Source organism: Gemmatimonadota bacterium, from assembly GCA_030747075.1.
Classification (GTDB): Bacteria; ARS69; ARS69; order ARS69; family ARS69; genus ARS69.
The window spans coordinates 13,201-26,914 of sequence record JASLLL010000015.1 but is presented as its reverse complement, the minus strand read 5'-3'; the positions used below and the strand labels follow the sequence as shown (position 1 = coordinate 26,914).

6 protein-coding genes are annotated in these 13,714 nt (G+C 66.5%); 2 read left to right on the top strand and 4 right to left on the bottom strand.

Translation table 11 applies throughout. The features are described 5' to 3' along the window. The first annotated feature begins 67 nt into the window (after positions 1 to 67). Positions 68 to 1,570 (top strand): glycosyl hydrolase family 18 protein, encoded by a 1,503-nt coding sequence (locus tag QF819_06550; protein ID MDP6802818.1) that lies wholly within the window; start codon positions 68 to 70, stop codon positions 1,568 to 1,570. A gap of 13 nt (positions 1,571 to 1,583) precedes the next feature. Here QF819_06550 and QF819_06545 read toward each other — a convergent pair whose 3' ends face one another. Continuing rightward, a complete protein-coding gene (locus QF819_06545) occupies positions 1,584 to 4,091 on the bottom strand; it encodes a FlgD immunoglobulin-like domain containing protein (GenBank protein ID MDP6802817.1) in 2,508 nt (835 codons plus the stop codon). A gap of 96 nt (positions 4,092 to 4,187) precedes the next feature. On the opposite strand from QF819_06545, the gene QF819_06540 reads away from it, so the two are divergent. Beyond that, positions 4,188 to 5,384 (top strand): DUF819 family protein, encoded by a 1,197-nt coding sequence (locus QF819_06540; protein MDP6802816.1) that lies wholly within the window; start codon positions 4,188 to 4,190, stop codon positions 5,382 to 5,384. Positions 5,385 to 5,407: 23 nt separating this feature from the next. Here QF819_06540 and QF819_06535 read toward each other — a convergent pair whose 3' ends face one another. The 3 genes from QF819_06535 to QF819_06525 form a co-directional block, all read right to left on the bottom strand. Further along, complete coding sequence (locus tag QF819_06535; GenBank protein ID MDP6802815.1) at positions 5,408 to 7,099, bottom strand: long-chain fatty acid--CoA ligase; 1,692 nt, start codon at positions 7,097 to 7,099, stop codon at positions 5,408 to 5,410. Beyond that, positions 7,096 to 11,832 carry a GNAT family N-acetyltransferase gene (locus QF819_06530; GenBank protein ID MDP6802814.1) on the bottom strand — a complete coding sequence of 1,579 codons (4,737 nt, stop codon included), beginning with the start codon at positions 11,830 to 11,832 and terminating at the stop codon, positions 7,096 to 7,098. The genes QF819_06535 and QF819_06530 overlap by 4 nt, the downstream gene beginning before the upstream one ends. A gap of 77 nt (positions 11,833 to 11,909) precedes the next feature. Next, complete coding sequence (locus QF819_06525) at positions 11,910 to 13,700, bottom strand: hypothetical protein (protein ID MDP6802813.1); 1,791 nt, start codon at positions 13,698 to 13,700, stop codon at positions 11,910 to 11,912. Positions 13,701 to 13,714: the final 14 nt, after the last annotated feature.

Here is a 13,714-nt window from a genome sequence, read left to right as displayed (position 1 = left end):
TTCGAATACAACGCAGTTGATTCGTCCCCCCGGCGCGCCCCGGCCCTCGATGAGGTATAATCATCTCATGCGTGGTGCATCCCCTTTCTCCGCCGTCGCGGCTCTCGTCGCGCTCCTGCTGTCCGGGGCGGTAGTGCGTGCGGACGCGCCCGTCGTCATTCCCGCCGGTGATCGCCCGGTCGACCCGTCGCCTTCCATCCACCGGATCGAACTGGACGCGTGGAAGGCGCGCGAAGCGGCCGGGTGGGCACCGTGGGCCGATCCCCGGGATCTTCCGACGCAACCGCTGGCAGGCGCTCCGGGCGGCCCGTCCCGGGAAGTCCACGGATATCATCCCTACTGGATGGGGTCGGCGTATGCGGGATACGACTGGTCGCTTCTTTCAACGGTCGCCTTCTTTTCGCTGGAGTTGCACTGGTCGGGAATCATCGTGAACGATCACGGCTGGCCGTGGACCGGTCTGGTGTCAGCGGCGCACGCGGGCGGGACGCGCGTGCTGGTCACCGCGACGCTCTTCTCCCAGGCGGAGATCACCTCGCTTCTTTCGAGTCCTGCGAATCGGGCTACGGCGGTTGCAAACCTCGTGACTGCGGTCACCGATGGCGGGGCCGACGGCGTCAACATCGACTTCGAAGGCGTCTCGGGAAGCCAGAAGACGAACCTCCTGCTGTTCATGGATGAACTCGGCGCGGCGCTTTCGGGTGCGCTTGCGGATCCGTATGTGTCGATCGCCACGCCCGCGGTGGACTGGTCCGACGCTTTCGACTACGACGAACTCGAAGCGCGCACCGACCACCTCATGATCATGGCCTACGACTACCACTGGACATCCGCTCCGACGACCGGCCCGGTGGCGCCGCTCTCCGGGTGGGATCCGTACAATGTGCCGTGGACGGTTGCGGACTATCAGTCATCGGGGGCGACTCCCGGCGGGATGCTTCTGGGCGTGCCGTACTACGGGTACCGGTGGCCCGCCGCGTCGGGTGATCCCGGCTCCGCGACGACCGGTTCCGCCACTGCGCGCACCTACGATCAGGCTTACTCGGAAGCCGCGACTCACGGAAGACTCTGGGACGCGGAGAGCCGGACGCCTTGGTATCGCTATGAATCGCCGGGATGGACGCAGTGCTGGTACGAGGACGCCGAGAGCCTCGCGCTCAAGTACGCTTATGCGGAAGCGGAGTCGCTGGCGGGTGTCGGGATCTGGGCGCTCGGTTACGACGGCGCCCGCCCCGAGCTGTGGGCGGCTCTCCGCGACGCCTTCGGCACCGCGTCCGCGGCGGCACCGGTGGCCGGGCCGGGAGCGCGGCTGGGCCTGCCGTTTCCGAATCCCTTCCGGGGGGCGGTGGGCGTTCCCTTCCATTTGACGAATGCCTCTCCCGCGCGCCTCACCATCCACGATGCTTCCGGGCGGCTTCTCCGCGTCCTGTCGAGCGGGGAGTTCGCGGCGGGGATGCACCGCGCGACATGGAACGAGAGCGCTGCGTCGGCCTTTCCCGCAGGCGTTTACTTTCTTCGGCTGGAGGCGGAAGGGACCGTCTCTTCCCGGCGCCTCGTGCGTGTGAAGTAGCGGCGCGCGGTCGTTATCGGAGTCGCGTGACTCTCCGCACGCTGACGCGCCCCGCGTGCTCAAGCCGGGCGACATACACCCCCGCCGCCACGCGCCGCCCGTCCCGATCCGTTCCGTCCCACGCGACTTTGTGGTCGCCGTCCGCGCGATCTCCTTCGGTCAGCACGCGCACGAGGCGTCCTCCCGCATCGTACACGCGAAGCGCGGCGCGCCCCGCTTCGTCCATCCGGTAGCGGAAGACGGTCGCGTCGCGGAACGGATTCGGGTGGTTGCGAAGCGGCGTGCCGGGCGGGATCGACGCGACCGGTTCCGCGGAGGTCGCGAAATCCGTCTCGTAGTCCCAGATCCCGCGCCCGTAGGTTGCGAAGCGCACGACCCCGGCCGCAGGCACCGACTCCACGCTCCAGTAGGTCGTCAGCGGGGCTGTGGTACCGCCCAGATACTCCCATTCGTCGGTCGCGAGGTTCAGCCGGTACGGGCCGCTTTCGCTCGCGGCGTACACGACCTCGCTCGACGGACTCTCGTGGACCAGCCCGTACACGAGCGTCGACGGCAGCCCGTCTCCGACCGGCGTCCAGGTGGCGCCGCCGTCGGTGGTGCGGTACACGGCGGGGCCGCTGTACCCGCTGCCGCCCGCGTAGGCCGTGAGCGGATCGGTGGGGGAGTGCGTGATGGCGGTCCCGTAGAAGTAGTGCGCGGACGGCCCCGTGCTCGCGGATGCGGCCCATGTGGTTCCCGCGTCGGCCGAGTGCCACGGGATGCCGCTGTTCGTGAATGCGATCCACCGGGAGTCGTTCGCGGGGGAGATCGAAAGCGCCGTGAGGTAGCTCCCGCCGTTCACGGTGAAGTCCTGCGAGGATACGGGGTCCACGAGCCAGCTCACTCCCGACTTCCGGTATCGGTACAGATGCGTCGCGCAGAAGTAGAACGCCTTGTTCCGGTTGGGGTCGCCAAGAATGAACGGGATCCACGGGTAGTCTTCGCCGACCGGAAAGTCCAGCGTGTACGGCAGCGCGGGAAACAACTCCCCCTGCTGCACCAGCACGAACCCGGGGTAGTTCGAATAGACCCACTCGTGTGTGCCGTCGCCGGAAGTGATGTGTCCGTAGTCGCCGCTGATGAGCTGCGTGAAGTCGCGCGCGCCGCCGACTGCCGGGCCGGTGCTTCGCTGATACCCCTGATCCTGCGCCCCGGCGAGGATGAGGTCGGGGTCGTTGGCGCTGGTGTGCGTGGAGTAGTACTGGCTGACCTGAAGCCCGGAGAGCGAGAGGTTCCGGACGGTCTCGCCGCGGTCGTCGCTGCGGTACAGCCCGCCGTCGGTCGCGATGAAGAGGATTTCCGCGCCGTCCGGCGTCCAGACCGCGTCCATTCCCGGAAGGTCCGCGTGGAGCTTGTTCGCCATGTCGTTGTAGTACGATCCCCACGAGTTGACTCTCGCGAAGGAACCTCCGCCGTCGGTCGACCTCCAGCACTCCACTCCGCCGAAGAGGACGATGTCGGGATCGGCGATGGCGGCCGTCATGGTCTCCCAGAAGTCGTGGATGTCGGAGCGGTATTCCCATGAGGCTCCCGCGTCCGTGGATCGGTAGAGCTTCCAGCCGCCGTCGTCGGAAGCCGCGTAGAGGGTCGGCGCTCCGGCCTCCGATCCCGTCAGGAGAACATCCGCGAACTCGGCGACGGGCAGCGTGCCGACAGAAGTCCATGACACGCCCGCGTCCGTCGAACGCAGCACGGAGTGGCCTTCCAGCGCATACACCGCGCCGCCGGCCTGTCGGTCGATCCAGACATCGCCGGGATGGCCGCCGAGCCCGCGCACCAGTGAGTAGCTCGCGCCGCCGTCGTCCGAGCGGTAGATCTTCCACGCGATGTTCTTTCGGGCGACCAGATAGAGCCGGTTCGGGGAAGCCGCATCCACCACGATGCGCCGCACTTCCGAGAGACCGGCCACTGGCCCGGCCGGAGCGTTCCAGGTGGCGCCGCCGTCGGTCGTGTAGTGGAGGTCGCCGCCGTCCGTGGCGCGCGTCACCGTCTCCGGTGGGCCGGGGGCCGCCGCGATCGTGTGTGCGCCGCCCCACAGGTTGTCGCCCAGCGGTCGCCATCCGGCGCCGTCGAGGTCGGCCTTCCAGACCCCCCCGCGGGACGACCCCGCGTACAGGCTGTCTCCGGCGGGGGAGAGGACGGCCGCGTGCATCCGACCGGCGAGATTGCGGCTGCCTACCTCCACCCACGGGCTGCCCGTGCCCGCACGGCTTCCTCCAGCCCGGCGGCGTTGCTCCTGAAGCGCCAGCCCGTTCGCGCGTTCGATGCTCCCCCAGTCCACCCCCGGCGCGGCCCGGTGCATCTGCTCGATCCACTCCTCGCGGTCTTCCCGATGCCGCCGCTCGGCATCCGCGTCGAGAAGGTGCTCGGTGGGCGGAGGTTGCGGATGGAGGACTACGCTGCCGGCGGGTTGCTCCGGCGCGTGCGGAGACGGAGCGGAAAGCGCCGTGGCAAGGGCGAGCATGGCGAAGCGGCGAAACATGGAACTCTCCTCTCAGGAGGCGACCCATCGGGCGTTCCATTGTACCATGATGCGCCACTCGTCCGTCAGCCGCTTCCGCCAGAGTCAGGAGAGCGCGTGCAGAATCCATGGATCACCAGTCCCGCCGGAGTCGTGGCGGTGCTGGCGGGCGTTGCCTCGCTCTTCTTCCTCCTGGAACGAAAGACCGGCTGGCGTCTCTTTCACTTCTTTCCGCCGCTCATCTTCATCTATCTCGTGCCGGTGGCTCTCTCCAACACGGGAGTCCTTCCCACATCGTCTCCGGCGTACGACTTCATGGGGACGACGCTGCTCCCCGTCTTTCTGGCCGTCATGCTGCTCGATGTGGACCTTCTCGCAACCGTGCGTGTCATGGGGCGGGGCGTTTTCGTCATGCTGCTCGGGACGCTCGGCGTGGTGGTCGGCGCGCCCGCGGGGTTCCTGCTTGTCCGGAGAGGCCTCGACCCGGAAGCATGGCAGGGCTTCGGCGCGCTCGCGGGGAGCTGGATCGGCGGCACCGGGAATATGCTCGCGGTCGCGCAGATGGTCGGTCTTGATGATTCATCGGTGCAGTATGGGTACGCGGTCATCGCCGACAATGCCGTGTATCTCGTCTGGCTTCCGCTTCTCCTGGGGTCAAAGCAGCTTGCCGGCCGGTTCCACGCGTTCACGAGGGTCGGAGAGGACCGACTGCAGCGAATGGAGAGCGCCGCCCGCGAACTGACCATCGACAAGGGTCCGGTCGAGATGCGGCACTTGCTCTACCTGACCTGCATCGGGTTTGCGGTGGCGGCGGGGGCAGCGGCGGCCTCCCGTGTGCTCCCCGCGCTCCCCGCGGGTTCGGAGTCGCCCTTCATCACGGCGGGAACCTGGAAGATCCTGCTGGTCACAGTCTTCGGAATCTCGCTGTCGTTTACGCCCGCCAGTCGCATCCCCGGCACGCGTGCGTTCTCCATGGCACTCGTCTACCTCTTCGTCGCGCGCATGGGCGCGAAGGCGGATCTGTCGAACATCGGCGGCGCGGGCCTGTGGTTCGTGGGTGGCGCCTTCGTGTGGATCTTCATCCACGGGGCCTTCCTGCTGGCCGCGGCACGCGTCTTTCGTGTGGATGTTCATACTGCGGCCATCGCGTCGGCCGCGAACATCGGCGGGGCGGCATCTGCGCCGATCGTCGCGGCGCATCACCGGCCTTCGCTCGTTCCGGTCTCCATTCTCATGGCGATGCTGGGTTACGCCATCGGAAACCCGGCGGCCTTCCTGGCGGCGCTTCTCTGCCGGTGGGTGGCGGGAGTCTGACCCGGCTCCCCCCGGCCGCCTCGCTACGACTCCCCCGACCTCTTTCGCAGCTCCTCGTCGCGGAGTTCGCGGCGGAGGATCTTCAGCACGGCGCTCTTCGGGAGTTCGTCCCTGAACTCGATCGCGCGCGGCACCTTGTAGGCCGCGAGTCGTTCCCGGCACCACGAGAGAACCTCGTCCTCCGTGACGGAGGACCCGGTCTCTCTGACCAGAAAGGACTTCACCGTCTCTCCGCGCTTCTCGTCCGGAAGCCCGATGGTCGCGGCTTCCAGGACGCCGGAGTGCGAGACGAGTACCTGATCGATTTCATCCGGGTAGATGTTGTATCCGCTCGCGAGGATCATGTCCTTCTTCCGCCCGACGATCTGGTGGTAGCCCTCTTCATCCATCGTCGCGAGGTCTCCCGTGCAGAGCCATCCGTCCCGGAGGGCGGTCGCAGTCTCCTCCGGGCGGTTCCAGTAACCGCGCATGACCTGCGGCCCGGCGAGATGGAGTTCGCCCTCTTCTCCGGCGGGGACCTCCTTCCCCGTGTCGATGGCAACGATCCGGGAGTCCGTGTCCGGCAGAGGCAATCCGATCGTGTTGACCTTGCGCGTGCCGTCCACGGGATTCACATGAGTGACCGGCGACGCTTCCGTCAAGCCGAAGCCCTCGATGATCTTGCCGCCCGTGATCTTCTCAAACCTGCGAAGCGCCTTCTCCGGAAGCGGAGCGGACCCCGAGACACAGACGCGGAGGTTCTCCGTACACCGGGCGTTCAGGTCGGGGTGGTCGCAGAGCGGGTTCAAGATGGCCGGAACGATGGGGAATACCGTGACGCGATGCTTGCGCAGGCCCTTGATGATGCCGTCGATGTCGCGCGGGTTCGGGACAATGACCATGGCGCCCGCGATGGCGAGAGGGAAGTTCATGGCGACCGTCAGACCGAACACATGGAAGAGCGGCAGGACGGTGAGGAACACTTCCGTTCCGCGAGTCAGGTCCGGTATCCACGACGCCACCTGCCGCGCGTTGGCGGAGAGATTCGCGTGGGTGAGCATGGCGCCTTTCGAGACGCCGGTCGTGCCGCCGGTGTACTGCAGCGCCGCGAGATCCTCGGGCGCGGGGAGTTCCGCCGAAGTCGGCCCTCCGGCGCTCTTCAGGAAGGCGCGGAAGAGGTGGACGCCTCTCTCCGGGCGAACGCGGGCAATGAGGGGTGGTTCCGCGCGACGAAGCTTCAGCGGTGCAAGCAGGGACAGCGGGAAGCGCAGGTACTCGGGAATGGACGCGACCACGAAGTCGGTGACGGGGAGCCGGTCACGGATCGGCGCGAGGCGGCTTTTGTAGAGGAAGTCGGTGGTGAACGCCATGCGGCACCCGGCGTCGTTCCACTGGTGCTCGATCTCCGGCGCGGTGTAGAGCGGATTCGTCATCACCGCCACCGCACCGAGTCGCAGCGTGGCCTGAAACGCCAGAACGGTCTGCGGGAGGTTCGGCATATGGATGGCGACGCGATCCCCGCGCTCCACTCCGGCGTTGGCCATCGCCGCCGCCAGTCGGTCCACTTCCTCCGCCAGTTGTGCCCACGACATCGTGTGGTTCACGAAGTGGAGTGCATTTCGGCCGCCGTGGTCCGCAGCCGCGGTCGCGAGCATTTCCGGAAGCGACGGCCCGTCGGGCGCGATGTGTTTCGGGACTCCCGGGTCGTAGTGGCGATGCCAGACGCGTTCGGTCATGGTGAGGACTCCTTGGGGGATGGTTCATTCGGTTCTTCACGGGCGGATTCGTCACCCAGCATTCGGACCAGTCCGGCGAACCGGGGATCCACCCCGAATCCGAACTTGCGGAAGAACGACGGTCGGAAGAAGCCGGTCGACACGACGCGGATCCCCCGGCCCCGCATTCTGCCGAGAAACTCCATGAACAGGACCGACCCGAGACCGTGCGATCTTCGCGCGTGCGAGATCACGAGCCACTCGATCTGGGCGAATGCTTCACCGAGAAAGCGGTAGATGATCCCGCCGAGAACGCGGCCCGCATCGTCGAATACCAGAAGATGATCGGTCTCTTCGGTGGGGGGAAGCCAGCGAAAGTTCTCTTCCCGGAAGATTCGATAGAGCGCGGAGACTTCCTCGGGTCGGCCGGGCCGGCGGATTCGGAATACATCGCCGCGCTGGTCGCGGTGCTCCACCTCGACATCCGCGCCCACGCCGCCGGGTGTGTCCTCTTCGCGCACGAGGAGCGCGGGGCGCGCGGGATCCAGGTGCGGGAAGAGAGTCCGTGCCAGGAAGAACTGTTCGCGATCGTCCATGGGGAAGCTCTCGCGGAGAGCGGCGATCTCCCTCTTCCAGTGTCCCGGCGATTCGGCTTCCGTCCGGGGGGCCTGGGCGATGATGCGGTCCAGTTCCATGGTGAAGCCCGGCCGCGCGCGGCGAAAGGCGGTATGCCGCAGAAAGCGCAGCCGCGATCCCGGGCGCTCGCCCTCGAGTTCGTCCATGCCATACGCGACGGCCAACTGGTCCAGCGTCGCGGACTGCGCTTCGAGCGTGGCGTGCGGGTTCAGGTTGCTCCAGCGCCGGTAGCGGCGAGCCGCCGAACGAAGGCGAACGGGCATGAACCCGTGTCGGCGCACGGACGAGAGAAAACGAGCCAGCGCCATCCCGAATGTCACGCGCGTGCCGGCCGGATCTCCCGGAAGCGGTTCGTCGCCGATCAAATGGCTCTCGGCGCGGAGAAGTTCCAGTCCGCGCTCTTCACCGAGTACTTCCAGTACCGTGGAGAACAGGACATTCCACTCCTCGCCAAGTCCGAAGCCGGCGAACCGCTGCTGCAGCGGCACGACCACGCCCATGTGGACACCGATCAGTACTTCCGACACGCGCTCGCACGGCCCGCGCTCCGCAATCGACACCAGGCGCCCGCCCACCTGCCAGTCGTGCTCCGGCAGAATGACATTCCTCGGCGCAGGATCCTCCAGCGCGAACTTCCCGCCCGTCCGATCCCAGAATCCGACCGCGAGAGAAGTGCTGACGGCCAGAAGGTATCGCCAGATCTCCGGGAGCCGGGCGCCTGTGGTGGATCCGGGCTCCTTCGCCAGACGGTCGGCCAGAACATCCAGCGTGGGCTTCGGGATGAACTCCTCCGTCCACATGCCGGAGTCCGGATACCAGCCGCCCTGCGCCTTGGCGACCGGGCGTCCCTCCAGACGATCGGCCGCCCGGATGAGAAGCGCCAACTCGGCCTCGACCTCCTGCGGCCGCTGCGAATCGCTCGCCTTGAGCACGCATTCGAAGAGCGGGTCGGACTCTTCGGCTCGAACCCTGCACTGGAGATGGAAGACACTGCGACCCTTGCCTTCACCCAGCCAGGACACGCGGATGGCCCCCTCGGCCAACGAAGACGGATCGACGAGGACTCCATTCCCGAAGAGAAGGGACGCCTCGGGAAGGATCGGACTTCCAGAGAGCGCATGCAGGATGCGGGAACGATGAGCCGCCGTGATCTCCGGGGAAAAGCGGACGATTCTCTTCCACTCTTCACGGGGTCGCGCGGTCTTCGGGAGTCGATCTCGGAACTCGCGCGAGAGGTCGGCGCGAAGTTCACGAAGGAAGGAGACGGCCTCCGTGTCCGCGCCCCACTCCGATTCGAGCTTCACGAGCAGTGTTCGCACGCGCCGGAAGAATGCCGGATGGAGTACGCCGTGGATTGTGAGGAAACGCAGAAGGCGTCGAAGTCCGGGGACCTCGCGCGGGGGGCGGCCCGGAGACCGGTAGGCGGCCTTCAGGACGCGGTTGATCAGCGCGTTCACTTGATCGGGCCGTAGCTCCTGCCCGGCCACGATCCGCGCTTCGGACCGCTGAAGAAACGACGGGTCCGAAAGGAATGTGTCCAGAAGCCGGCTGAGACTTCCCCGGTCGAGTACGGGAAGGAGAGCGCACAGCGCGTAAGGGCGAACCTCCGGGTCCGGCAGCGCGCTTGCCAGCGCGTCGCGGATGAGGCTTCGAAGTTCGGTGCGGCGTCCGGTCAGATGAGAACGCAACTGGGCGATGGCCGTGCGCCGAACGCTCTCCTTCGGGTGGCGAACACGCGCGGCGAGGTCGTGCAGAAGGGCCGTGTCGATGGTCGCGTCCTCTTCGGAAGGAGGCTCCGGAGTGCCTTCCGGACCGGGGACCCGCGCCGGAACAAGTGCGAGGCGCGTACGCACCTCAAAGCGCCGACCCCGCCTCCACCAGTGTTCGATCTCCTTCCCCGCGAAGGCGCGGACCGCGCGGTTTCCGAGCCAGAGCCTGGCACGGCCGAGGATCTCGCCCAGGAGGAGTTCCGGCCCGCACGGTTCATATTCCAGGTCGCCGACCAGTACCCGCGTCGTTCCCGGTACGCGCCGGACGGTGAGCGTCTTTCCGGCCGCCCCGATCCGGAGGCCGCCGGGCACGGCCCGCAACTCGCCCGACGGAATCCCCGACTGCCGGAAAAACCAGTGCCCGACGACCACCTCCAGGTCCCCCAGCTGGAAAGTGGCCTGCCCGCGGGAGTACATGGGTTCGATGATGGCATTGTAGGCTTCCGCAATCCGCTTTCGGCGAGGCGTTCCCTTGGCGGTCAGCTCTCCGGCATCCGCGTCGAAGTCGCGCGCCAGCACCGCGAAGTCCAGGATTCGCTCGTAGGGCGCGAGGAAACGGTTCACCGTGGAGATGGCAGCGGCGTAGAGTTCGCGAAGTTCCGGGGCTCTCAGGACGGCAGGATCCTCCGCGGCGGAATCGGCATAGTCGGCGCACAGATCCTCCGACGGTACGATGAGCAGTGTGCAGTACTCGCGACCATCCCCGATGACCAGCGTTCGCGCGATCGTGTCGAACTCTCCGAACATTCGCTCGATGCGCCGGGGCGAAATGGTCTCTCCCTGGAGGTTCTTGAAGATCTCCTTCTTGCGATCCACGATGACAAGATGTCCGTCTTCGATCTCGCGAACGATGTCGCCCGTGGCAAACCAGCCGTCTTCGGACTTGCTGTCCGCGTCCACGGGCTGGGCCACATAGGCCCCGCGAATGAGAAGTTCCCGGTCTTCCGCCACCAGAAGTTCGATGCCGGGGAGTGCCGTCCCGATGGAGTCCTCGCGATACTCGCCCGCGGGCGTCATGGTGATTCCACCCGTGGCTTCCGTCATGCCGAACCCGGAGTGCAGTTCGATGCCCGCCCGATGAAAGCGCCGGAACACCGCAGGCGGAAGATACCCCGCCGCGGACAGGCCGCGCCGGAGTCGCCCGCCGGTCACTTCGATGACCGCGCGGGAGATGTCCGGGTCGGGTGGGTCTTCTTCGCCGGTTACCGGGGCGGCGGCTTCGGCGATCTCCAGCCATTTTTTCGGAACGCTGATGAATGTCGTCGGGCGGGCCCACTGGAACGAGTAGAGGAGTCTCTCAATGGACGGGTCTTCCACAAACGCATAGATGGACCCCCAGAAGACGCAGCCCAGCATTTCCAGAAAGCGACCGAAGGTGTGATAGAGCGGGAGGTAACAGAGGAAGACATCGCCGCGCCCCAGATCCGGCCAGGCAGCGGCGCGCGCGAAACGCTTTGTCACGAGATGGGCCTGCGTAAAGGAGATGGCGTTGGGCATTCCCGTGGTGCCGGAGGTGTACATGGTGGTGGCGTGGTCGGTGGCGCGCACCGACTCGATGGCTGTACGAACCTCTTCCGGTTCGGTGCCCGATCCCATTTCCAGGAACTCCGCGAAGGGCCGGATGCCGCCGGTCCCGTCGCGCGATCGGTCCAGCCAGTAGACGCGTCCGGCGACTTCCCCTTCGTCGATCGACTCGCGGGCGATTTCGGCCATGTGCGGCGAGCCGACAAAGAGCGCACCCGCCTTCGCGTGGCGGAGGATGTAGTCCACCTGCCCGGGAGGGGAGTTGGCCGGGACGGGAATGTCCGGCGTCCCCGTGACCAGACACGCGAGATCCATGAGTGCGCCTTCCAGCGAGTTCTCCGAGAGGATGGCGACAGGCGCGCCGGGGATCTGTCGGCGAAGCGCGAGGAGTGCGCGGGAAATGCCCAGGATGCGCTCCGCCGCGGACCGCCAGGACACGCGCTCGTCCGCATGACCCGGGGGCTGAAGGAAGAGCGTGCGGTCGCCGAGGGTCTTTGCGCGGGCCGTGAAGAGCGATCCCACCGTGAAGTCGGACGCCACCACCACTTCCAGAAGGAGATCGGTCCACTCCGCGGCAAAGGGGGTGGAGTGAAAAGCCAGACGCACCGGTCGCCGAAGCGCGCCCTCCAGGATGCGATGCAGGAGTGTCCGGTGCGAACGGGAAGCGGACTCGGCTCCGGCTTCCCGCGCGGCCGAGAGCGCGCCCAGCGTGTCGCGAGTCGCGCGCAGCAGCGCCGCCGCAGGCGCACCCGCCGCCGAAGGAGCGGGGGAGCCGTCATCGGACGGTTGCTCCAGCACCGCCAGCGACTCCAGCACGCGGTTCACCAGTGCGGGGTCCACCTCCGGGCGGGGGGGATCTCCCGCGGTCCCTCGGGGATTCGCCAGACGCGCCCTCCGGTTCGTTACTTGATGCGATGGCCTCTGGGGGAAATCCGGTTATTGAAGATCCAGGCCACCACCTCTCCGATCCGGATCTCCGAATGCAGATAGGACGCATGGTCCAAGCGTTCCGAACTCCACTTGGAACCACGCCGATAGACCGTTTGCCTCATGCTTGCGAAGCAGTCCAGCCACCATGACATGTGTGCGGGGCGGAGATCCACCCAGCCCTTCTTCGCGAATGCGTCCACGGCATCTTCCGTCAGCGGAATCCGATGCGCCTTCTTGTTGTACGGCGGAATCTTGATGACCGGTCCGCGAAGGATGCCGGTTCCGTCCGGCAGCAGGATGGGGATACCGATGGATGTGATGGTGTGTCGGAGCGGGCTCTCCGTGACGAGCGCTTCCATCTCCCGCGAGAGGTCTTCCGGCGTGCGGGCGTGGCCGTCCTCGTCAGCGAGAACTCGCTCGACGGTCCCGTGGAGCTGCTTCAGGAAGTGGACCTCGTACAGGTACTTCGCGAGTTGCGGCGGCCCGAGCTGCCCGATGGCAACCGAGGGAACGCCCTTCTCATTCTCCAGTTCCTCCAGCTCCTCGATGGCCACTCCGCGAATGAGGCCTCCCTTGTACGACGGATTGAGCACGGAGGAGTCCACGGCGGAGATGACATCTCTTCCCGTGTTGTTCCCCGCGAGCTCCAGCGTCACGAGGTCGGCAATCTCCTCCGGCGTGACGAACTCCATCTGGCCGAGGGCCGTGATGGCCTCGAACTCTCCACGCGTGAAGATCCCGTTCTCCCCTGTGTTCACGCAGGGAAGCAGGAGCTTTGCGGGGCGGCCGTCCTTGTCCTGGAGGCGTTCATATCCGTCAAAGCAGGGTTCGTTGTCGAGGATGTCCGCCAGCGGTTCTCCCCGCGCTTCGTAGAGCGCGTAGGCCTCTCCGTGCGTGACCGTGATGCCGCCGCTTTTCCCGGCAGGCCGGTATTGCGGCCCTCTGATGATGTGGTAGCCGATGTCCCGGTAGCCGATCATGGCGGCGGGCTTGATCTCCTTGATGATGGGAGAATCCGGCGTTCTGGCCATCAGGAACAGCAGTCCCGTCTGTGCGAAGGCCGTGGCCGTCTTGGCCATGAGTGTGGGGCTGGGCTTGTCCTCGCCGTGCGTGTAGGGAATGTTGAGACCCATGCCGCCGGTGCCGGTTGTCCCGACCTTCAGATAGATCCGGGAACCCGCCTCCGAGAGCGCACGGTGCAGGAGACGAACATGGACGATGAGCTGCGGGATGCCCCCGGCGATCAGGTGCTTCTCCACATCCGTTGCGAAGCCCTCGCCAAGGCCGCCCTCCCGGGCCTCCTCCAGCCCCTTCGACACGACGAACGAACTGGAGAAGATGTCCTGATAGCTGATTCCCGTGGCGGTGTTGACCGTGTCCACCACCGCATCGGGCTTCTCCATGAGCAGAAGGCGGACCAGCATCGACTCCCGATAGGCGGACTCAAAGTCCGTGAAGGTGTCTTCGAAGATGTGGCGCCGGTTCTCCGCGTTCTCCACGAAGTCCCGCGGCGACGGCTCCGGAACGCGCGTCTCGATGGGCGTGGGTTCTCCGCGAACGAAGAGGTTCCCGTAATACCCGGCGAACTCAATCCCGGGAAACTCCTTCGAAAGAGAAGCGATGGCTTCCCGCGTCTCCTTTCGGAAGAGTGACACCAGGACGATCCGACCGGGATGCAGGGCGCGCGCGGCCTTCTTTGCGCACTGCACTCCGACAAGGCCCGCGCCGCCGAGAATGAGAAGACATCGGTCTCTTCCGGGCATGATCCCTCCCCTTG

Bases quoted from the DNA above. Each gene is read 5' to 3' on its own strand.
- QF819_06550 (MDP6802818.1), top strand. From the start codon at position 68: ATGCGTGGTGCATCCCCTTTCTCCGCCGTCGCGGCTCTCGTCGCGCTC.
- QF819_06545 (MDP6802817.1), bottom strand. From the start codon at position 4,091: ATGTTTCGCCGCTTCGCCATGCTCGCCCTTGCCACGGCGCTTTCCGCT.
- QF819_06535 (MDP6802815.1), bottom strand. From the start codon at position 7,099: ATGACCGAACGCGTCTGGCATCGCCACTACGACCCGGGAGTCCCGAAA.
- QF819_06525 (MDP6802813.1), bottom strand. From the start codon at position 13,700: ATGCCCGGAAGAGACCGATGTCTTCTCATTCTCGGCGGCGCGGGCCTT.